This is a genomic window from Cobetia sp. PDI-23MA, assembly GCF_059507735.1.
Genome location: NZ_CM183352.1, coordinates 1,815,293 through 1,836,988, shown reverse-complemented (window position 1 = coordinate 1,836,988; position 21,696 = coordinate 1,815,293). Strand labels below are relative to the sequence as shown.

The window sequence follows — 21,696 nt, the reverse complement described above, 5'->3', positions numbered from 1 at the left end:
AGCCCGCCCCGGAATCCGGGGCGGGCTTTTTACTGTGCGGCGAGGCTGTGAGAACAGGCACCAAACAGCAGGCAACTGACAGAGCGCTGAACCCGCCGGCTCAAGCGCTTACGCCACTCATGCCGCTCATGACTGTCGCGGGCACAGACCATCACATAGCGTGCTGGCCACGAAATCCGCCAGCTGCTCCCAGTCTTCATCGCTCTGCGGCGCTCCCCCCAGCTGATCGATCTGGGCGGCGAAATCCGCGTAATGCTGAGTGGTGGACCAGATGAGGTAAATCACCCACATCGGCTCCGCCTCACGCAGCTTGCCCGCGACCATCCAGGCCTTCATGACATCGCAGCGCGCCTGTACCCAGTCACGCAGGTCGCCACTGAGATAATCGCGCAGGAAAGGCGCCCCGCTGATCACCTCCGCCGCGAACAGACGCGAGGCCTGCGGTGCCTGGCGTGCCAGCTTGAGCTTGACGCGCACCAGCGCCTCCAACACCTCACGCGGCTCGTCATCAGGCGAGATATCCTCGAGCGAGGCATTCCAGCGCGTCAGGGTCTGCTCCAGCAGGTGAACGTAGAGCTTCTCCTTGGAGCCGAAATAATAGAGCAGATTGGCCTTGGGCAACTCGGCCACTTCCGCAATCTGCTTCAAGGTGCTGCCGCGATAACCGTGACAGGCGAATACACATTCGGCGGCCTCGAGAATGCGGCTCTCGGCTTGCTCACGCGGAGAGCTGGCAGGCGGCACGCTCAACTCCGCACTACGGGTACGACGGACTTCAGCGTAAAGGGAGGAAGGAGAATCCGCGGGCATCGGCATCACTCATCAGGTCAGAAAAAAGCATTCGAGTCTCTTGGCGACAGCCCCCTGTCGGTCTCGCCTGTCAGCGGCGATGTGCGCAAGCAGGAGGCTCTGGTCAAGCGACTATCACTTGGCGTTGGAAAAGCAGTGAAAACAGCCCGTTGAGACACCGGCGAACAAAATACCACAACATGCACTGACCATTTGGTCAGATTCTTGCAGGAATCACAATACGACCTGTTACATTGATAGAGACAACAGCCAGCAGACCAACGCTCGCCGCCTGGCAAGAACAGGCTCGCTGGCAGCGTAGAACAGAGGACTTGAGCGCTGGGACAACGCTGTACGCAACAAGGCACCACAATGACAATACGACCTGACAGGATGCCCGCATGATCGACTTCACCTTGAACGGGCGCGCGTGCCGACTGCCCTCACCTGCACCGGGAACGAGCGTACTCGAAGTGCTGCGCACCTCACTTGGGCAAGACGGCACCAAGGAAGGCTGTGCCTCCGGCGACTGCGGCGCCTGCACCATTGCCTTGCAGGGGCCGGGCCACAATATGAGCACCGCCAACGCCTGCCTGATGCCCGCCCACCAGCTGGCCGGCTGCGACTTGATCACCGTCGAGGGGTTGGCGAGTGCCAGCCAGACGCCAACCCTCTCGGCAGTGCAGCAGGCATTGGTCAGCACCCATGCCAGCCAGTGCGGTTTCTGCACCCCGGGCATCGCCATGAGCCTTGCGGTGCTGCATGTCCGTCATCAGCGCCAGATCGATCAGGGCGAAGTGATCGATGCCAGACAGCGCGACACCATGATCGACCATGCACTGGGCGGTAACCTGTGTCGTTGCACCGGCTATCGCCCGATTCGCGAGGCCGCTCATCGCCTGCTGCAAGGCGAATTCGGGCCAGCCAGCCTGCAGGACGCTGGCGATAGCACAGCGGAAGCGCACGATACCGCCCCAGATGACGAGCCAGACACCGGGCGTTTCTATCGGCCGGTCACCTTGCAGGCCCTGCTGGCGCTGCGCACCGGGCACCCGGATGCCGCGCTGATCGCCGGTGGCACGGACCTGATGCTGGAGCACACCCAGCGCCTGCGCGACTTCCCGGCCTTGATCGACACCACCCGGGTCGCGGCGCTTGGCAAGATAGAGGAAGGCGAGCACGCCGGCCAGGCAGGCTGGTGGATCGGGGCCGCGGTCAGCTATCACCAGCTGATGCCGCTGCTGCGGGAACATTACCCGAATGGTGCGGAGCTGCTCACGCGACTGGGCAGTGAACAGATCCGCCATCGTGGCACCCTGGGCGGCAATATCGGCAATGCCTCGCCCATCGGGGACATGCCGCCGCTGCTGATCGCGCTGGACGCCTATATCCAGCTGATGAGCCAGGACAATGAGCGCATTCTGAAGCTCGAGGACTACTTCCTCGACTACAAGCGTACCCAGCTGATGCCGAACGAGATCATCCACTCCGTCTTCCTGCCACGCCCGCTACCCAACCAGCGACTGGCGGTGCACAAGCTGTCCAAGCGGCGTGATGATGACATCTCCACCCTGCTCGGTGTCTTCGCCTGGCGGCGGGATGCCAGCGGGCGCGCGCAACACTGGCGGGTGGCCTTCGGCGGCATGGCCGGCATTCCGGCCCGCGCCCCGCACCTGGAGGCACTGCTGACGCTGCAAGCGCTGGAATCTCTCACGCCCGCCCGGCTGACGGCGCAGACTCGCCAGCAGATCGAACAGGCCGTGCAGGCCGATTTCTCACCACTCAGTGACGTGCGCGGCTCACGCGAGTATCGCCTGCTGGCCGCCAGCCATCTGATTCCCCGCGTGGCCCAGCGCATCCTGAATGAGCGCCAGCCCACGACCTCCCTCACGCCACTGGAGAGCCTCGATGCGTACCTTGCACAGTCTTGAGTCCGACGCCAGCGCTGCGCCGGCCGCCCCCGTTCTCCAGTCACGTCAGCATGAAAGCGCCCAGCGCCATGTCAGCGGCTCGGCGCGGTATGTGGATGACCTGCCACTGCCCACCGGCACGCTGCATCTGGCCATCGGCATGAGTGAGGTCGCGCACGCCACTCTGGATGCGCTGGATCTCGAAGCGGTGCGCCGTGCCCCCGGCGTGGTCTGCGTGCTCAGCGCCGCCGACATCCCCGGTCACAGCGATGTGGGGCCGGTCTTCCCCGGCGACCCGCTGCTGGTCAGTGACATCATCAGCCATCATGGTCAGGCGCTGTTCGTGGTCGCCGCCGACAGCGAGCGCGCGGCACGTCAAGCGGCGCGACTGGCCAAGGTCGCAACGTCCCCCCTTCCGGTATGCCTGGACCCGCGCGAGGCGGCCAGCCGCGGTGATCTGGTGCGCCCGACCCACACCCAGGCACGGCTTGCCAATGGTCGCGCCGGCGATCTCGACAGCATCAGCACCAGGCTCGCCAGATCCGCCTGGCAATTGAGCGGTGAGCTGGAAAGCGGCGGCCAGGAACACTTCTATCTGGAAAGTCAGGCCGCACTGGCCTTGCCCGGCGAAGATGACGAGATGCTGGTGCATAGCTCCTCCCAGCACCCCAGCGAAGTCCAGAAGCTGATTGCCGAAGTGCTCGGCGTGCCCTTCCACGCCATCACGGTGGAGACCCGCCGCATGGGAGGCGGCTTCGGCGGCAAGGAAACCCAGGCCGCGCCGGTGGCCTGCCTGGCCGCGATGATCGCCCGGCGCACCGGCCGCGCGGCACGCCTGCGTCTGGCACGCGCAGATGACATGCGCCTGACCGGCAAGCGCCACCCTTTCCACCATCGCTATGAATTCGGCGTCGATGACAGCGGGCGCATCGAGTCCGCCATCATCGAGCTGACCGGCGACTGTGGCCACTCGCCGGATCTGTCGGATGCCATCGTCGATCGCGCCATGTTCCATGCCGACAACGCCTACTACCTGGGCAATGCCCACGTGCGCGGCATTCGCGCACGCACCAATGTGGCGTCCAATACCGCCTTTCGCGGTTTTGGCGGCCCTCAGGGCATGTTGGCGGTCGAGTCCGCGATGGAGGATATCGCCCGGCGTCTGGGGCGTGACCCGCTGGAGATCCGCAAGCGTAACCTCTACTGCGAAGGCCGTGAGACCACGCATTATGGCCAACACGTCAATCAGCACCCGCTGCTGGCCACCCTGATCGATCAGCTCGAGGACAGCGGCCGCTATTGGGCGCGCCGCGCCGAGATACGCGCCTTCAATGCCGCCAATCCGGTGGTCAGGAAGGGGCTGGCACTGACGCCGGTCAAGTTCGGTATCTCCTTCACCGCCAAGCACCTCAATCAGGCAGGGGCGCTGGTGCATGTCTATACCGATGGCAGCGTGCAGGTGAACCACGGTGGTACCGAGATGGGTCAGGGCCTGCACACCAAGATCACCCAGGTCGCGGCGCGTGAATTGGGGCTGAGCGTGGACAAGGTACGCATCACCGCCACCCGCACCGACAAGGTGCCCAACACCTCGCCGACGGCGGCAAGCTCCGGGGCGGACCTCAACGGCATGGCGACACGCGATGCCTGTCTGCGTCTCAAGACGCGCCTGCTCGACTTCGCCGCCGAGCATCTCGCCCAGCCACGCGTGAGCCTGAGCCTCACGGACGGCAAACTGCATGGCCCAAGCGGTGTGCTGATGACCTGGGGCGAGCTGATCCAGGCGGCGTATCTGGAACGCATCTCACTGTCCGAGAAAGGCTTCTATGCCACCCCGGATATCCATTACGATCGCGCCAGCGGCACCGGTCACCCCTTCTACTACTACGCCTTCGGCGCGGCGCTGTGCGAAGTGGTCGTCGATACGCTGAGTGGTGAATACCGTCTGGAAAGCGCCGAGATCCTGCATGATGTCGGTGATTCGCTCAATCCGGCCATCGACATCGGCCAGATCGAGGGCGGCTTCGTGCAGGGCATGGGCTGGCTGACGACGGAGGAGCTCAAGTGGAACGAGGATGGCCGGCTGCTCACCGATGGCCCAGCGACCTACAAGATTCCGGCGATCAGTGACGTGCCGGCCGGCGCGCTCAAGGTGCGCCTGCTGGAGGGCCACCCCAACTCGGCCGCCAGCATCTACCGCTCCAAGGCGGTCGGCGAGCCGCCCTTCATGCTCGCCATCAGCGTGTGGGCGGCGTTGCGCGATGCGCTGGCCTCGCTGACCGACTACCGCCGCGCAGTACGCCTGGATACCCCAGCCACGCCGGAGCGTGTGATGCTGGCGGCGCGCGAACAGCGTGACTGGCAGGCGCAGCACGACACTGCTGGCGCAGAGCCAGCGCAGGTGCCGTCATGAATGCAAAGAGTGCCGCGACCGGCCGCTGGTATCAGGCGCTCGCCGAGGCTCAGGCAGCGCTGACGGCGCATGCACTGGCCACCGTGGTGACGGTGGCGGGCTCTGCCCCGCGTGGTGCCGGTAGCAAGATGCTGATCACCCCCGATACGCTGCACGACAGCCTCGGCGGCGGTCGGCTGGAGCAGCTGGTGGTGGAGCGCGCCCGCGAGAGGCTGGCCCAAGGGCAGTCAGGCTGCCTGCTCGAGGAGATCGCGCTCGGCCAGCATGCCCAGCAATGCTGCGGCGGCCATGTGCAGGTGCTGATCGAGCTGTACCCAGCACTTGCGCCACGCCTCGCCCTGTTCGGCGCCGGCCATGTCGGTCAGGCGATCGTCACGCTGCTGGCACCGCTGGGCTGGCAGATCGACTGGCACGACTCACGTGCCGAGCAGCTCGCGGCCGCCGCGGTACCGCCGGGCTATGAGGGCCGGGTGCAGCGTCAGATATTCAATATCCTGAGTGGGCCGTCGCTCGCCAGCGCCACTCCCGCCAAGGAGTCACTGTCTACCCTGCTGCCCGGGATGACGAACTGCCATGTACTGATCTTGACCCATGACCATATCGAGGATCAGGCCCTGGTAGCGGCGCTCGCACCACGAGATGACCTGGCGTCGTTGGGACTGATCGGTTCCGACAGCAAGTGGGCGCGCTTTCGTCAGCGCCTGCGCGGTGATCTCGATGAGCACGAGATCGCCCGGGTTCGCTGCCCGATCGGCGTACCCGGCATTCCCGGCAAGCGCCCTGAAGAAATCGCGATTGGCGTCGTCGCAGAACTGTTGCAGATCGAGGCGCGGCGCAATGATGAAGCGGCCGTGAACTCGTCCGACAAGGCCACCGCCCATGGCACATCAACCCAGGGCGCGTCACTGGACAGCCATGGGCTGACGCGTCAGGGTGCCCGCCAGCTACGCGCCCATTTTGCCCGTGACGCGATGCACCAGACAGAAACGATACAGAAGGCCGAATGATGACTGACCAAGACACGTCGCACACTGCGGCCTGCCACCTGGATGAGCAGCGCCTGACAGTAGCCCTGCGCGCGGCCGCCAGGGACGCTTCCTGCGTCAGCCTGCTGCGCGGCGCACTGCTGCATTTCGTCGCCGACCCTGAAGACGCCATGCTGAGTGACGCGGCCTCGAGCGATGGCAACGATAAAGGTGACAGCGACGAGGGAGACCGTAATCAGGGAAACAGCGACAGTCGAGCCTCTGACATGGCGGCGACCCTGGCACGCGCCGTCGAACACTACGCCGATGCTTTGCTGGTGATGCACGCAGGCCATGTAGTCGCCGTGGGGGATCATCGCTCGCTTGCCCGGCATGAGACCGTGGGCGAGCTGATGCGCCTGTCTCCGCCGCGCAAGGTCGAAGGCCTGATGATGCCGGGCTTCATCGATACCCATGTGCACTTCCCGCAGCTGGATATCATCGCAAGCTACGGCCACTGCCTGATCGATTGGCTGAACACCTACACCTTCCCCGCTGAGCAGCGCTTCGCCGACCCCGCACATGCCGCCGAGGTCGCCGATGCCTTCCTCGATGCGCTGCTGTGTCATGGTTCGACCAGCGCCCAGGTGTTCGCCACCTCACATGCCAGCAGTGCCAATGCCCTGTTCCGGGCCGCCCAGGCGCGCAACATGCGCGTACACGCCGGGCGCGTGATGATGGACCGCAACGCCCCGCCCGAGTTGCTGGACTCCGGAGTCGCCGCGCTCAAGGACGATGAGCGCCTGATCGCCGACTGGCACGGGCGTGATCGCCTCGGCTACGTGCTGACGCCGCGCTTCGCGCCGACCTCCACGCCCGAGCAACTCGAGGCTGCCGGCCAACTTCTCAAGAGCCAGCCGGACCTGCACCTGCAGACCCATCTGGCCGAGAACCTCGATGAGGTGAAGTGGGTCGCCGAACTGTTCCCCGACGCTCGCGACTATCTGGCGGTCTATGAGGATGTCGGCCTGAGTCATGAGCGCACCACCTTCGCCCATGGCATCCACCTGGACGATGGCATGCGCCAGCGCATCGCGGATCGTGGCGCCAGCATCGCCTTCTGTCCGACCTCCAATCTGTTTCTCGGCAGCGGACTCTTCGATCGCGCCAGTGCCCGCGCCATGGGCATGAACATCAGCATCGCCACCGATGTCGGCGGTGGCTCCAGCCTGTGTCAGCTGGAGAGCCTCAAGGCCGCCTATCAGGTCGGCGAGCTTCACGGCGCCGTCGCCCATGATGTCGCCGGACTCGACGCACGCGCCAATCAACCGCTGACACCCTGGCAGGGCTTCTATCAACTGACGCTGGGCAATGCGCGCGCCATGCGTCTGCAAGACAAGGTCGGCAATCTGCGTCCGGGCATGGAAGCCGATGTCATCGTGCTCGACCCGGCCGCCACGCCCTTGCTGGCACGGCGCACTCGCTGGGGTCAGTCCAGCCAGGTATCGCTGCAGGAGGTGCTGTTCGCATTGATGATGCTGGGCGACGACCGCGTGATACGCGAAGTCCATGTGGCGGGTCAGTGTCGCAAGCTGCACGGCCTGATGCTGAGTGCTTCTTCTGAGACGCCATCCAGAGAGCCTGCCGCAGCATTAATGCCATGAAAGCATCACAGCGATGACAAGTAATTGACATATGGCACCAATTCTCGGGATTGGTGCCATTTTTTCATCTTAAAGATGCGAGCAACGCGGATACTCAACGCTGAATCCACTCGCTATTATGGCGGCATCTCCTTCTACAAGTCTTTCCACAAGGCTTCTCACAAGGTCATGGACGCTCAGCGACTGGCCTGCCACTACGAGGACCATCATCATGACTCCCACCGCCATCATGCAACGTCGTTATTCCACCAAGGCCTTCGATCCGGCACGCAAGATCAGCGCCGCCGACTGGCAGGAACTGGAAAACGTGATGCGCCTGAGCGCCTCCAGCGTCAATTCCCAGCCGTGGCACTTCCTGGTGCTGGAATCCGACGATGCCAAACAGCGCTTCGCGCGCGCCGGTACCGATGACAAGTACGCCTTCAACTCGCCGAAGATCACCAATGCGTCCCACGTCGTGCTGTTCTGCACTCGCTCCACCCTGGACGACGACTACCTGAACCACCTGCTGGACACCGAAGCGTCTGATGGCCGCTTCAAGAAGGATGACGAGTTCAGCGCGATGATGGACGGCGCGCGTCGTCTGTTCATCGACCTGCACCGTCATGACCTCAAGGACCTGCAGCACTGGATGGACAAGCAGGTTTACCTCAACTACGGCAGCCTGCTGTATGCAGCCTCCAGCCTGAACATCGATGCGGTGCCGCTGGAAGGCATCGATCCGGTGGCGCTGGATGCGGAATTCGGCCTGCGCGAAAAAGGCTTCAACGCCCTGGTCGCCGTGAGCCTGGGTTACCGCGCCGCTGACGACTTCAATGCCGAGCTGCCCAAGTCCCGCCTGCCGGCAGACGAGATCTTCACTCGCCTGTAAGGCTCGCTCTCAAGGCCGGGCTCTCAAGGTCAGGCTCTCAAGGTCAGGCTCTCAGCAGCTCGCTCTCAAGAGCGGATTCTGAAGATCTGTTCACAGCAGCTGTTCGCAAGACATCGACGTGACCGCCTTGCCGGCCAACGGCGGGCACGGGGGGCAAGTCGCCGCCCGTGCCCGCCGCATTGCATCCCGATGGCGGACATGCCACCTTTTCGAGGCAGGCCAGCGCACTGCATTCCCGGCGGCGATGGCCGGCTTGCGTGCCTGATTTATTTCGCCCATCCGTTACGTCCACTTCTTACGCTCACGACAGGATTCATGCCATGTCCATCAAGCTTATCGCGACACTGACCTTCCCCGCCGACCAGCAGGACAAGGCACGCGATGCTCTCGCCGAACTGGTCGAGAAGAGCCGGTCCGACAAGGGCTGCCTGCAGTACGAATTCTTCGCGATCGACAAGAACGTCGCGGAAGGTGAGCCAGTACCGGAAGGCGACTTCGTGGTACTGGAAGAATGGTGGGATGAAGACGCCATCGAAGCCCACGTGGCCACCGAACACTTCCAGGGTTTTTTGAGCACCTTCGGCGAAGGCGAGATCAGCCTCAATATCCAGCGCCTGCTGACACCCTGAGCCGCTGGGCGTACGTTCGCTCAGACAAGGCGCCGCGAGAGCAAAGACAGATCCCCGCCGGGCATCACGCCCGGCGGGGATCTTGCGTTTGTGGCACACGGACTTGGCCTGCTCATCCGCTGGCCAGGCCGCGGGACACGCAACAAGTGATGGAAAAATCGATACGATCACTGAACTTGGTTCACATCTTGCTTATAATTGGCTGCCCGCGCTGAACCCTCCAGTGCCCGACACCATTTCCGCCATTGCACCGCGAGCAGAACAAGGAGCGTCACATGAGCCAATCCTCTTCCGATTCCAAGGGGATCGACGAACCACTGCTCGGCCTCGAAAGCTGCCCGTCGGTCCCCATCTCGGCCCTCGCCGGCGCCCAGCATCTGCTCGCCAGCCTGGCGGGCATCATCGCCCCGACCCTGATCATCACCAGCGCGCTGGGCCTCGATGCCTACACCGCCAGCCTGCTGTCGATGGCATTGGTGGTCTCCGGGGTCGCCACCTGGATCCAGTCCCAGCGCATCGGCCCGTTCGGCTCGGGGCTATTGAGCATCCAGGGCACCAGTTTCAGCTTCGTGTCCGCGCTGATCACCGCCGGGTTGATCGCACGCTCGCAGAATGCCAGTGACGAGCAGGTACTGGCGGTGCTGTTCGGCACCTGCCTGGCGGGCAGCCTGATCGAGATGGCGCTGGGTACGGTGTTGCCGTGGCTCAAGCGGGTCATCACGCCCGTGGTCACCGGCGTGGTGGTAATGCTGATCGGCCTGAGCCTGATCCAGGTCGGCATGACGGATATCGGCGGCGGCTTCGGCGCCAAGGACTTCGGTGCGCCCGCCAATCTGGCGCTGGCCGGTTGTGTGCTGATCACAGTGCTGGCCTGCCAGGTCTCGCGTCATCCGTGGCTGAGAATCGCCTCCATCTTCATCGGCATGACGGTAGGCTGCGTGATCGCGGCGCTGGGCGGGATGTACGACGCTCCGCATCTCGCCGATGCCGCTCTGCTGGCCCTGCCGCATCCGGCGACCCTGAATACCGGCTTCGATTTCTCGCTGGCCGCCTTCCTGCCGGTAGCCTTCATCTTCATGATCACCGCCATCGAGACCGTCGGTGACCTCACCGGCAGCGCACGCGCCTCAGGTCTCGCCGTGGATGATGAGCTGCACCAGAAGCGCCTGCGTGGCGGCGTGCTGGGCGATGGCCTGAATTCCGCGCTCGGCGCGCTGGCCGGCACCTTCCCCAACACCACCTTCAGCCAGAACACCGGCGTGATCCAGCTGACCGGCATCGCCAGCCGCCATGTGGGCCGCTACGTGGCCGGCTTCCTGCTGCTACTGGGCCTGTCGCCCTTCATCGCTACCCTGCTGACCCAGATGCCGCGCCCGGTGCTCGGTGCCACTACTACGCTGATGTTCGCGCTGATCGCGGTGTCCGGTATCCGCATCCTGATGGCGCAGCCCATCGGGCGTCGCGAGATGATGATCATCGCGCTGGCCCTGGGGCTGGGGCTTGGCGTCGGCATGGTACCGGATGTGCTGAACGCCATTCCGGGCGCCTTCGCCGATGCGCTGCGCTCGCCGATCACCATGGGCGGCCTGACCGCCATCATCGCCGAGCTGCTGCTGCCGAAGATGGAAGACGCCGAGGTATTCAATCCCAGAGCGAGTGAGCGTGAGTCCATCGACAGCATCAGCGCGGACCAGGAACACGCCTGACCACCGAAGACACCGTGCGCATCGGCAACCCCGATACTTCATCAACCTCGACTTCCGCGACCCCAAGGAAGAAGCCCGCCGATTACGAGTTCCGCAATGGCGAGCTGACAATGGTCAACTATCAGCTGATTCCGGTGAATCTAAAGAAGACCGTAGAGAAGAATGGCAAGCGCAGGAAGGTGCTGGTCGCAAAGGAAATCCCGAGGACAGCGAACTGCGCGAATTCCTGCCCTCTATCAGGGCAGGTGGCGTGCGCGCCTCGCTGCCTGCGCGCGAGATCATCTATCAGTGACGCTTGAGGCTTCTGCTCTAAACATGCACATGACAACGGGGCGCCTTGGCGTCCCGTTGTGGTTTCCAGAGCCGGAATATCCTCGCCAGAGGCTGCATTCGGACTATACAAGTGCGGATCGCACAGGTTTGATACGACATGCGCACCACTACAACAAAGACCGTCGAGACCCTGGCCCATGAATCTCAACCGCACCGACAGTGAGCTGCTCAACCTGCTGATCAAGGACGGTCGCATGTCCTACGCCGATATCGCCCGCAAGCTCGGCATTTCGCGTGCCCATGCACGCAGCCGCGTCCAGGCGCTGGTCGAGAGCGGCGTGATCGAGCAGTTCACCGCCGTCATCAACCCCGACAAGCTCGGCAAGGGCATCTCCACCTTCGTGGACCTGACCGTTGCCCCCAGTGCCATCGAACGCATCGCCGAGGAGCTTTCCGCCTGCGTCGAGGTGGTCAGCCTCTATATCATGAGCGACCTGAAAAGCCTGCACATCCACACCCTAACCGACAGCTACGAGGCCTTCGATGCCTTCGTGCGCGCGCATATCTTCAACCGCGACGAGATCCTCTCCGTCGACTGCAAGTCGCTGATGACTCGCGTGAAGCACCGGCGTGGCGGTGCGCGGCTATAACGTCTCTGTTTCTGCCTCCGCCTCTATCTCTGACGCCGCAGCCCCGGCAGGCGCCAGGGCTGTCAGCTCAATCGTCATCTCCAGTATCACCTCAAGCGTCACTGCAACCTTCCCAGCCCGCGCAGCAGCCGTAGCGCGATCCACAGAAAGCCCAGCGGGAACAGCACCGTCTGGGTGATGAACAGCATGGTGAGGTCGATCACCTTGTCGGTCATCGCATCAAAGCCCTGGGTGACACTGGTGATCGGCCCGCCGACCCAGCCTTCCATGCTGCCCTTGAACTGCTGCCACCAGCTGCGCTCCTCGTGCGCGCCACCTACCTGCTTGTCGGCGACTTCCGCCAGCTGCTGCTGCGTCACGCTCAGCTGCGCCATCTGGGTATCGCGGCTGTCATCGAGAAAGGCCTGACCCGCGACGCCGCTGGCCAGCGCGACACTCAACACCGCGAAGCGCAGTGCAATGCCCCACAGGGCCACGCGCAGGATAGCCACCTGCCACCAGCGCTGGCGGGGATGCATCCCCTCGTCCGATTGGCGACTTCCCGTAAGCAGTCCCAGCGCTGCCAGCAGGCAGGCACCACTGGCGAAGGCCTTGATGATCAGCGAGCCGGAGATGCCCAGCAGCAGCTTCTGCAGCGCCAGCGAGCCGGTCGCCGCGAACATCACCCACGAGAAGCGCTCGATCATGTCATTGGCGGGGTCCAGCGCTTCCCCGGGCGAGACTTGAAAGACCTGCAGGTCGATGGTCGAGGACTGCAGCACCGAGATGGTCGCATTCAACCCCTTGGCGATGGCGAAGGCACTGAAGGCCTGACCCAGAGTGGCGTCGAGGAAATCCAGCGCCCACTGCTGCGGCACTTCCCACCAGGCAAGCACCGCCATCACCACCAGGATGAAGACCAGCAGGATGCGCGGCACCTGTGCCCCTTCCGGCGTCCCGAGCGTGGCGGGCAGGCGCGGCCCGGCAGCCTTCGTCACGCAGGTGGATGCGGCGGCAGGAGAAGACTCCGAGCGGGCGGTAGGCTCTTCAGGCTCATGAGGTGACATCTAACGCTCCATCAGGACAAAGCCGCATGATGCCACCAGCCTCTCAGACTGTCGTCTATGGCGCCTCGCATGAAGACTCGATGTGAGCGAACCGACTCTTATTGACCTGCTCAGATTGACCGACGCTGATTGACCGACTCCGAGCGCCCCTATCCAGGTGCACCATGATCGATCGCACGCACCATCAGGTCGCGAGCATGACAATTGATCATCTCCACCCCACATTCGTGAGCCAGATGTCACCCTCTAGGTCTCTATCGGTGAACAAATGCCGCGACAGGCGTCATCTTCTGACATTTGTCAGTCCCTGAACTCTTCCAATCAGCGCTGCCACGGCCTCACTTGGGCAACGCCAGGGGCGCGCTCACGCTCCATCCGCGGAACACAGCGTCCAGAATCCCCATGCAATCAATTGAAAATACAGAATAAATCTCCCTACGCGCCAAATGGCACATGCCTTGCAATGTCTTCCACGTAGCCCACTGACAAATGGCAGCCTCCTGGCTGACAAATGACAGGCAACGCTACTCAAGAACATGCAGAAACACCTACACAACAAGATCGCCGGCCTCGATGTCGGCATGCCGTACAGGCGCCCCTTGAGACAGAAGACTCTTTCACACAGAGCGTTCAAAGCAGTCTGTCGCAAGGGCATTACTGGTCATCCGTCCGCAGGAGATCTTCCCATGACATTCGATCGTCGCAAGTTCCTGGGTGCCGCACTGGCAACCTCAACCGCTGGACTCGTGATGGGTGCGCCCGCCATCGTGCGCGCGGAATCCAACAAGACCTATCAATGGAAGATGACCAATGCCTATGGTCCGGGCTCGCCCTTCTATGTCGAGGGTCCGGGCAGTCCGACCGACTTCTGCCGCAAGGTAGAGGCCATGTCCGGCGGGCGCATGAAGATCCAGCACTTCGCAGCCGGTGAACTGATTCCGGCCCTGGAGGGCTTCAATGCCGTCGCCAGTGGCGTGGTGGAGATGAACGCCGGCAATGCCTACTTCTGGGCTGGCAAGATTCCCGCCGCCCAGTACTTCACTACCGTACCCTTCGGCATGAATACCCAGGGCATGAATGCCTGGCTGTATCACGGTGGCGGGCTGGAGCTGTGGCATGAACTCTACGCCCCCAAGGGGCTGATCGCCTTCCCGATGGGCAATACCGGCGTGCAGATGACCGGCTGGTTCCGCAAGCCGATCAATAGCGTCGAAGACTTGAAGGGCCTGAAGATGCGTATCCCGGGGCTGGCCGGCAAGGTCTACGCCGAACTGGGCGTGGCCGTGCGTCTTTTGCCCGGCGGAGAGATCTTCCCGGCGCTGGAACGTGGCGTCATCGATGCCGCCGAGTTCGTCGGCCCCTATCAGGATCGTCGTCTGGGACTGCAGAAGGCTGCCAAGTATTACTACACCACCGGCTGGCACGAGCCGACCAACGTCACCGAGCTGATGATCAACAAGGCAGCCTGGGAGGGCCTGCCGGAAGACCTGCAGGCCATCGTCAAGGCCGCCGCCCAGGCGTGCAACGTCGAGAGCCAGGCCTGGTGCGAATCGGTGAATGCCGAGGCGCTCAATGATCTGGTCGACAACGAAGGCGTCACCGCCCAGCCGCTACCGGACGCGGTGGTAGCGCGCCTGAAGGAAGTCACCGAGAAGACACTGACCGACATGGCGGCGGCCGATCCGGATACCGCGCGCGTGCACGAGTCGTTCATGGCCTTCCGCGACCAGCACAAGGAATGGGCCGCCGTCAGCGAGAAGACCTTCCTGGCGCTCTGACGCCTGATGTCTCGGGTCTCGTCTCTGTCGGCTCAAGCCCCGCGTTCAGACTCATCGCCCTATGAATTCGCCCTTCGCTGCGTTGCGGGGGCGAACTCAAGGTACAAACCCCGAGCGCAAACGCCTTTTTCCGTCTTCCTGCTTCCCTGTCCAACGCCACGACCTGTCCCGTCGTGGCGTTCATGAGGCCATGCCATGCTGTACATCATCCATTTTCTCGAGGGCATCATCGAGCGACTGGGCGTCATCGCCCGTTACTCGCTGTTGGCGCTCGTATTGCTGGTCGCCAGTAACGTGCTGCTGCGTTACTTCTTCAGCATCAGCCCCGTGCCACTCCAGGAATTCGAGTGGCACCTGATTTCTCCCATCGCGCTGCTGGGCATCTCCTACGCCCTCAAGCATCGCGCCGACGTTCGCGTCGATGTCTTCTACGACCGCTTCTCTCTCAAGGGCCGCGCGCTGGTGGACCTGATCGGTGCGCTGATGACCATCGCCATCGGCGCCGCCATCGCCTGGCTGGGCCTGAGCTACACCGAGCAGTCCTGGCTGCTGATGGAAGGCTCGCCCGACCCCGGCGGCCTGCCCTATCGCTATCTGCTCAAGGCCTTCATTCCCCTCGGGTTCGTCGCGCTTGCGCTGCAGGGCGTGGCAGATTGCCTGCACGCGCTGCTGGTGCTGTCGGGCAAGCCCGTCGACGGTGACCTGGAACGCGAGGTGACGCCATGAGCCCGAACGAGTGGATCGCGCTGGCCATGATCGGCGGTTTTCTGGTCCTGATGCTGATCGGCATTCCGGTCGCGATTTCCCTGGCCGTGGCCGGTTTCGTGGCGGGGCTGGCAGGCTTTGGCCCGCTGTTGTTCAGCCTGATGCCGGCCCGTCTGTATGGCGTGGTCACCAACTACACCCTGCTGGCGATCCCCTTGTTCGTCTTCATGGGGGTCATGCTCGAGAAATCGCGGGTCGCCGAGGACATGCTCGAGACCATCGGGCGTGCCATGGGCGGCGTCAATGGCGGCATGGGCATCGCGATCATCCTGGTCGGCGTGCTGATGGGGGCCTCTACCGGCATCGTCGGCGCGACCGTGGTCACCGTCGGCATGCTGACGCTGCCGACCCTGTTGCGGCGTGGCTACCACCCCGGCGTGGCCTCGGCCACCATCTGCGCCTCCGGCACCCTTGGGCAGATCATCCCGCCGAGTCTGGTGTTGATCCTGCTGTCGGAAATTCTCGGTGAATCCGTCGGTACCCTGTTTGCGGCCGCCTTCGTACCGGGGCTGGCCATCGCCGTCATCTATATCGTCTATCTGCTCGTACTGGGCTGGTGGAAGCCGGCTCTCGTTCCGGCCATCCCGGAAGAGGAGCGCGCCGCCGCCGGTGGCATGAAGGAATTGCTGCGTGACCTGGCCCGTAGCGTGATTCCGCCGCTGATGCTGGTGTTCGCGGTGCTCGGCTCGATCTTGGGCGGCGTGGCCGCTCCCACCGAAGCGGCCTCGATGGGCGCGTTGGGCAGCATGCTGATCGCGCTGCTGGCTCGGCGTCTCAACTTCACCATGCTCAAGGCCTGTCTGCACTCGACCCTGACCATCACCGCCATGGTCTATTTCATTCTGCTGTGCGCGCAGCCCTTCTCACTGGCCTTCCGCGGCCTTGGCGGCGAGAACATGGTGCATGATCTGTTCAACCTGCTGCCGGGTGGCGAGCTGGGCGCGCTGATCTTCCTGATGGTGATACTCTTCGTGCTCGGCTTTTTCCTGGAGTGGATCGAGATCAGCTACATCGCGCTGCCGATGTTCCTGCCGGTCTTCATCGGCTATGGCACCGACATGGTGTGGCTGGGCGTGCTGGTGGCAATGAATCTGCAGATGTCCTTCCTGACGCCGCCCTTTGGCTGGGCGTTGTTCTTCCTCAAGGGCGTCGCCCCGCCAGAGGTCACCACCCGCCATCTGTATCTCGGTGTGCTGCCCTTCGTGGGCCTGCAGGCTACGGCAGTCGTGCTGCTGTTCTGCTTCCCGGGGCTCGCGACCTGGCTGCCGGAGGCGATCGGTTGGTAAGCCGGCCAGCCATGTACCGGCGGGGCTCGAGACACTCGAGTGGTGATTCAGCGCAAAGGCCATTGGAAAGGTAATTCAGCAACGCGTAATGTCTTGTGGCCTGCCCTGCGGCTCGCCGCCCCTCAAGACAGCACACCCGGCAGTGCTCCATGCAGTGCTTCAGGGGGCATGCAACGTCTGTCGATGGTATTCGTCGGCAATTTTAAAAAGCAATAAATGACCCCGCGCCATAGGGGACGACAAGGAAACACCATGGAACTGTTCTCAGCCTATCCACTGCACTGGATTCTCGGCCTGATCGCCGCACTGATCGTCACCGGCATGATCGCCGGCGTGATGGCCGGCCTGCTGGGGGTCGGCGGCGGCATCGTCATCGTGCCCGTGCTCTTTCACCTCTTCAGCCTGCTGGGCGTCGATGAAGCGGTGCGCATGCACCAGGCGGTCGGCACCTCGCTTGCGACCATCATTCCTACCTCGATCATGTCGGCCAGGGCCCACTACGCCAAGGGCAATCTGGACCCGGCGATTCTCAAGCGCCTGCTGCCGGGCGTGATCATCGGCGTCATCATCGGCGGCCTGCTCTCCAACCTGTTCAGTGGTGCGGTACTGATGGGGCTGTTTGCCACCGTGGCCTTCCTGGTCGCGCTCAACATGTTCCGCCGTCAGTCCACCGTGCTGGGCAATGGCCTGCCGGGCCCGCTGGGCAGCAGCGCACTGGGTACCTTCATCGGGAGTGTCTCGACGCTGATGGGCATCGGCGGCGGCACCCTGAGCGTACCGACCCTGAGCACCCTGGGCACCCCTATGCACCTGGCCGTCGGCACGGGCGCGGCGCTGGGCCTGGTCATCAGTCTGCCGGGCACCGCCAGCTTCCTGCTCAATGGCATCGGCGAACCGAACCTGCTGCCGGGCTCCATCGGCTACGTCAATCTGCTCGGCTTCGCCGCCATTGTCCCGGCCACCATGCTGTGCGCCCCGATCGGCGCGAAGCTGGCTCACGCGATGGACGCCGCCAAGCTCAAGAAGGTCTTCGCCATCTTCCTGATGTTTACGGCACTGCGCATGTTCTACGACCTGTTCACCGGTAGCTGAGCCGCACTGGACGCTCAATAACAACAACGGAATCCTCAGGAGCAAGACGCCATGATTCATACCCGACGTGGTTTTGGCGGCGCCTGCGCCGCGCCCCATCATCTGGCGGCGCAAGCGGGCCGCGATATCCTGCGCGATGGTGGCAACGCCATCGAGGCGATGGTCGCGATGGCAGCGACCATCGCGGTGGTCTACCCCCACATGAACGGCATCGGGGGTGACGGCTTCTGGCTGATCAAGCGCCCGGGGCTGGCGCCGCTAGCGATCGATGCCTGTGGCCCGGCGGCAGGGCTTGCCAGCCGCGAATTCTATGCCGAACACGGCCATGGCTATGCGGCTGACAGTGAGGGGACTGCTCCCCTCGCCAACGGCAGCAGCATCCCGACCCGCGGGCCGCTGTCGGCCTTGACCGTGGCCGGCACCATCGGCGGCTGGCAGGAGGCGCTGGCCTTCTCTGCCGAAACCTCGGCGGATGAGCGCTCGCCCCTGGCGCTTTCGACACTGTTGAGCCATGCCATCCGCCATGCCAATGATGGCGTGGCCGTCAGCGCCAGCCAGAAGGCACTCAGCGAAAAACACCTGGCCGTGCTCTCGCAGCAGCCCGGCTTCGCTGAGCGCTATCTGGGTCAGAGTGAGTCAGGTGAGCCGATCGCGCTGGAAGAAGGCGCGCGGCTGCGTCAGCCGGCGCTGGCCGCGACGCTCTCACGTCTGGCAGATGCCGGACTCGATGACTTCTATCGTGGTGAACTTGCCACGCGCATGGCACAGGAGCTGGAAGCCGCCGGCAGCCCGCTGCGCCTGGCTGATCTCAACGGTTATCGCGCCCAGCGCGTCACGCCGCTCAAGGTTTGCCTGCGTGACAGTGAGGTATACAACCTGCCCGCCCCGACCCAGGGTCTGGCCACATTGATGATTCTGGGGCTCTACGATGAATTGAGCGCCAGACACGGTATCAGCGAGGCAGACGGCAACACACCGCGTCACCTGCATGCACTGATCGAAGCCACCAAGCGCGCCTTCCTGGTACGCGACAGCCTGATTACCTCGCCGGAATGCATCAAGGGGGCGCTCGAGGACAGCCTCGAAGGCAGCATCGCCACGCAACAGGCACAGCTTTCCCCGGAGACCCTCGCCCGCCAGGCCGAGATGATCGACATGCAGTCCGCGCTGGGCTGGCCGCACGAGCCCGCCGAAGGCGACACCATCTGGATGGGCGCCACGGACAGTGACGGCACCACCGTCAGCTTCATCCAGAGCGTCTATTGGGAATTCGGCAGTGGCGTGGTGCTGCCGAGCAGTGGCGTGATGTGGCAGAACCGTGGGCTGGCGTTCGATCTGGCGCCGGACAAACTGCGCAGCCTGGCACCGGGCCGCAAGCCCTTCCATACCCTCAATCCATCACTGGCCTGCTTCGATGATGGCCGCGTGATGGCCTTCGGCACCATGGGCGGTGAAGGTCAGCCGCAGACTCAGGCGGCTGTCTTCACGCGCATCGCCCGCCACGGCATGTCATTGCAGGCCGCGATCAGCGCACCGCGCTGGCTGCTTGGCCGTACCTGGGGCGATGTCAGCACCAGCCTCAAGCTCGAATCGCGCCTCGCGGGCGAAACGGCTCAGACACTCGCGGCCATGGGCCATGAAGTGGAAGTCCTCGATGAGGCCTTCAGCGACACCCTGGGTCACGCCGGTGCCGTGATGCGCCACCCGGATGGGCAGGTCGAGGCGGCCCACGACCCACGCAGTGATGGTGGCGCGGCGCTGACGTGATGAAAACCGGCCAGTGTCATGTCACGAACTGGCCGGATTCTTGCTTGACTCGATGGGGGATGAAGCCTTTCGCCTGACTACCACCTCCACCCCATGCTGAGCATCAGTCGCCACACAAGATGACAAGGAGAACTGACCTCTTGAATTTATATATTCCTTATTCATGAATAATGAAAGATTGAGACACGACCTTCATTTGCACTCATAACAACGACAGAGCGACTCATCACAATGACAACAGCTGACTTCATGACTCCCCGCCGCCTTGTAGCTGCCATCTCGATTGCCGCCTGTTCTCTGGCCTATGGCATTCAGGCCAACGCCGCGGAACACCCGGGGGTGAAGATCTATGCCACCGGCGGCACGATTGCAGGTAGCTCTGCCTCCTCCACGGACACCACCAACTACAAATCCGGCAGCCTGGGGGTGCAAGCGCTGCTGGACGCCGTACCAGAACTGGCCGATGTCGCCGAAGTGACCGGTGAACAGATCGCCAATACCGGCAGCAGCAATATCGATCAGGAAATCCTGCTCAAGCTGTCGAAGGCGATCAATGAAGAGCTCGCGACGGACGCCACCCACGGCGTGGTCATCACCCACGGTACCGACACTCTGGAGGAGACCGGCTTCTTCTTGGATCTCACCGTCGACAGTGACAAGCCGGTGGTCATGGTGGGCGCCATGCGTCCGGCGACTGCCATCAGTGCCGATGGCCCGTTCAACCTGCTGGAGGCGGTCACCCTGGCAGCCGATGAAGGCGCGGAGGGACGTGGGGCGATGATCGTGCTCAACGACCGCATCGGCTCGGCGTATTACACCACCAAGACCAATGCCATCATGATGGACACCTTCAAGGCGACTGAGCAGGGTTACCTCGGTGCCTTCGTCAGCGGCAAGCCGCACTTCTATTACACACCGGCGACACCGACCGACAAGCCTCACTTTGATGTGACGTCCCTCGATGGCCTGCCGAAGGTCGATATCATCTACGCCCACCAGGACATGGACCCGGCGCTGTTCACCGCCACCCTCGACAACGGTGCCAAAGGCATCGTGATCGCCGGCAGCGGCAATGGCTCGATTCCGGAGACCGTCAAGCCGCTGGTCAAGCAGGCCATGGCGGATGGCATCCCGGTCGTGCGCAGCACCCGTACCGGCAATGGTATCGTCAGTGCCAAGGAAGAAGGCATTGGCAGTGGCGCCCTCAATCCTCAGAAGGCGCGCATTCTGCTCTCTCTGGCGCTGACGGAGACCGATGACATGGACAAGCTGCGGGGCTACTTCGAGTGAGTTGGCAGTCACATGACGGAACGTGACTGACTATCGATGCAAAAAGGGACTGCTCAGGCAGTCCCTTTTTGCTGCGTCCCCCCTCTGTCGAGACGTGAAACGCTATCATTCCTTCAAGGCGCGTTGCGCTGCGTGGGACTGCGCGTGAAGGCGCCGGGGCGCTTCTCACCGTCTTCGCTCTCGTGATAACGCCTGGCGGCATTCGCCCACCAGGCAAGTTGTTCGAAGGCGCGCTGGAGATAGCCAGCCCATTCCCGTGCATCGTGCCCTTCAGCGTAGCCGCCATCCTCGTTGAGCACTTCCTGAGCTCGAGGCACATGAATCATCGCCGAGACCGGCAGGCAACCCAGCTCCGACAAGAAGGTGCGCATGTTGACTGCTGCGCGTAACCCACCCCACTGCCCTGCGGAATAGGTCGCGATGACCGAGGGCTTGTAGGAGTAAAGCGAGCTGCCGAAGTGATTCAGCAGATTGGCCAACGCCGGACTCATGGAATGGTTGTACTCGGGGCTGACCATCACGTAACCATCCGCCGCTTCGATTTGCTGGGCGAGATTGAGCAAGTCCTGAGGGGCATTGCGTTGCGCATAGGAAAACAGCGGCTTGAAGGGGTCTGCCAGATCGTAATCGAGTGGATCGATTAGCACCGCCTCATGGCCACTTTCCTGGAGCTGTGCGACGCAGCACCTGGCAACCCTCTCCCCAAGACGTGCAGGTGCAGGGGGTGTGCTGGCCCGCACCGACCCCAGAAAGACCAGAATCTTCAGTGCCATTGTTCTCTCCTTGTGGCGAGCCCCATGAA

Annotated in this window: 18 protein-coding genes; 15 read left to right on the top strand and 3 right to left on the bottom strand. The window is 63.3% G+C overall.

What is annotated here, in order from left to right; genetic code table 11:
• Positions 1 to 126: 126 nt before the first annotated feature.
• Positions 127 to 810: a TetR family transcriptional regulator C-terminal domain-containing protein gene (locus AC5WNJ_RS07890; RefSeq protein ID WP_495930941.1), complete on the bottom strand. Its 684-nt coding sequence runs from the start codon at positions 808 to 810 to the stop codon at positions 127 to 129.
• A 380-nt stretch (positions 811 to 1,190) separates the two neighbouring features.
• Between AC5WNJ_RS07890 and AC5WNJ_RS07885 the strand changes: the two genes are divergently transcribed.
• The 9 genes from AC5WNJ_RS07885 (at position 1,191) to AC5WNJ_RS07845 (ending at position 11,870) form a co-directional block, all read left to right on the top strand.
• Complete coding sequence (locus AC5WNJ_RS07885; protein ID WP_495930940.1) at positions 1,191 to 2,720, top strand: xanthine dehydrogenase small subunit; 1,530 nt, start codon at positions 1,191 to 1,193, stop codon at positions 2,718 to 2,720.
• Positions 2,698 to 5,112, top strand: coding sequence for a xanthine dehydrogenase molybdopterin binding subunit (gene xdhB / locus AC5WNJ_RS07880; protein WP_495930939.1), 2,415 nt, complete (start codon positions 2,698 to 2,700; stop codon positions 5,110 to 5,112). Before AC5WNJ_RS07885 ends, xdhB begins: the two co-directional genes overlap by 23 nt.
• Positions 5,109 to 6,119 (top strand): xanthine dehydrogenase accessory protein XdhC, encoded by a 1,011-nt coding sequence (xdhC, locus tag AC5WNJ_RS07875; protein ID WP_495930938.1) that lies wholly within the window; start codon positions 5,109 to 5,111, stop codon positions 6,117 to 6,119. The genes xdhB and xdhC overlap by 4 nt, the downstream gene beginning before the upstream one ends.
• The gene (guaD, locus tag AC5WNJ_RS07870) at positions 6,119 to 7,741 is read left to right on the top strand and encodes a guanine deaminase (protein ID WP_495930937.1); all 1,623 of its coding nucleotides are present in this window, start codon (positions 6,119 to 6,121) and stop codon (positions 7,739 to 7,741) included. The genes xdhC and guaD overlap by 1 nt, the downstream gene beginning before the upstream one ends.
• 211 nt (positions 7,742 to 7,952) lie before the next feature.
• Positions 7,953 to 8,612 carry an oxygen-insensitive NAD(P)H nitroreductase gene (nfsB, locus tag AC5WNJ_RS07865; RefSeq protein WP_043333519.1) on the top strand — a complete coding sequence of 220 codons (660 nt, stop codon included), beginning with the start codon at positions 7,953 to 7,955 and terminating at the stop codon, positions 8,610 to 8,612.
• A 320-nt stretch (positions 8,613 to 8,932) separates the two neighbouring features.
• Entirely contained in the window at positions 8,933 to 9,241 is a 309-nt protein-coding gene (locus tag AC5WNJ_RS07860; protein ID WP_253064688.1) for a putative quinol monooxygenase, read from the top strand.
• Positions 9,242 to 9,516: 275 nt separating this feature from the next.
• Positions 9,517 to 10,947, top strand: a complete 1,431-nt coding sequence (locus tag AC5WNJ_RS07855; protein WP_495930936.1) for a uracil-xanthine permease family protein — start codon at positions 9,517 to 9,519, stop codon at positions 10,945 to 10,947.
• Entirely contained in the window at positions 10,904 to 11,239 is a 336-nt protein-coding gene (locus AC5WNJ_RS07850; RefSeq protein ID WP_495931072.1) for a hypothetical protein, read from the top strand. The genes AC5WNJ_RS07855 and AC5WNJ_RS07850 overlap by 44 nt, the downstream gene beginning before the upstream one ends.
• A gap of 178 nt (positions 11,240 to 11,417) precedes the next feature.
• Entirely contained in the window at positions 11,418 to 11,870 is a 453-nt protein-coding gene (locus tag AC5WNJ_RS07845) for an Lrp/AsnC family transcriptional regulator (protein WP_043332694.1), read from the top strand.
• 98 nt (positions 11,871 to 11,968) lie between these two features.
• Here AC5WNJ_RS07845 and AC5WNJ_RS07840 read toward each other — a convergent pair whose 3' ends face one another.
• Positions 11,969 to 12,916 (bottom strand): hypothetical protein, encoded by a 948-nt coding sequence (locus AC5WNJ_RS07840; RefSeq protein ID WP_495930935.1) that lies wholly within the window; start codon positions 12,914 to 12,916, stop codon positions 11,969 to 11,971.
• A 686-nt stretch (positions 12,917 to 13,602) separates the two neighbouring features.
• On the opposite strand from AC5WNJ_RS07840, the gene AC5WNJ_RS07835 reads away from it, so the two are divergent.
• The 6 genes from AC5WNJ_RS07835 (at position 13,603) to AC5WNJ_RS07810 (ending at position 20,894) form a co-directional block, all read left to right on the top strand.
• Positions 13,603 to 14,694 carry a TRAP transporter substrate-binding protein gene (locus tag AC5WNJ_RS07835; RefSeq protein WP_253064680.1) on the top strand — a complete coding sequence of 364 codons (1,092 nt, stop codon included), beginning with the start codon at positions 13,603 to 13,605 and terminating at the stop codon, positions 14,692 to 14,694.
• Between the two features lie 195 nt (positions 14,695 to 14,889).
• Positions 14,890 to 15,420, top strand: coding sequence for a TRAP transporter small permease subunit (locus tag AC5WNJ_RS07830; protein ID WP_495930934.1), 531 nt, complete (start codon positions 14,890 to 14,892; stop codon positions 15,418 to 15,420).
• Entirely contained in the window at positions 15,417 to 16,745 is a 1,329-nt protein-coding gene (locus AC5WNJ_RS07825; protein ID WP_176677000.1) for a TRAP transporter large permease subunit, read from the top strand. The genes AC5WNJ_RS07830 and AC5WNJ_RS07825 overlap by 4 nt, the downstream gene beginning before the upstream one ends.
• 252 nt (positions 16,746 to 16,997) lie before the next feature.
• A complete protein-coding gene (locus tag AC5WNJ_RS07820) occupies positions 16,998 to 17,837 on the top strand; it encodes a sulfite exporter TauE/SafE family protein (RefSeq protein WP_176676999.1) in 840 nt (279 codons plus the stop codon).
• A 51-nt stretch (positions 17,838 to 17,888) separates the two neighbouring features.
• A complete protein-coding gene (locus AC5WNJ_RS07815; RefSeq protein WP_495930933.1) occupies positions 17,889 to 19,604 on the top strand; it encodes a gamma-glutamyltransferase family protein in 1,716 nt (571 codons plus the stop codon).
• Positions 19,605 to 19,853: 249 nt separating this feature from the next.
• The gene (locus AC5WNJ_RS07810; RefSeq protein ID WP_495930932.1) at positions 19,854 to 20,894 is read left to right on the top strand and encodes a type II asparaginase; all 1,041 of its coding nucleotides are present in this window, start codon (positions 19,854 to 19,856) and stop codon (positions 20,892 to 20,894) included.
• A gap of 113 nt (positions 20,895 to 21,007) precedes the next feature.
• Here AC5WNJ_RS07810 and AC5WNJ_RS07805 read toward each other — a convergent pair whose 3' ends face one another.
• Complete coding sequence (locus tag AC5WNJ_RS07805) at positions 21,008 to 21,667, bottom strand: NADPH-dependent FMN reductase (RefSeq protein WP_495930931.1); 660 nt, start codon at positions 21,665 to 21,667, stop codon at positions 21,008 to 21,010.
• Positions 21,668 to 21,696 lie beyond the last annotated feature (29 nt).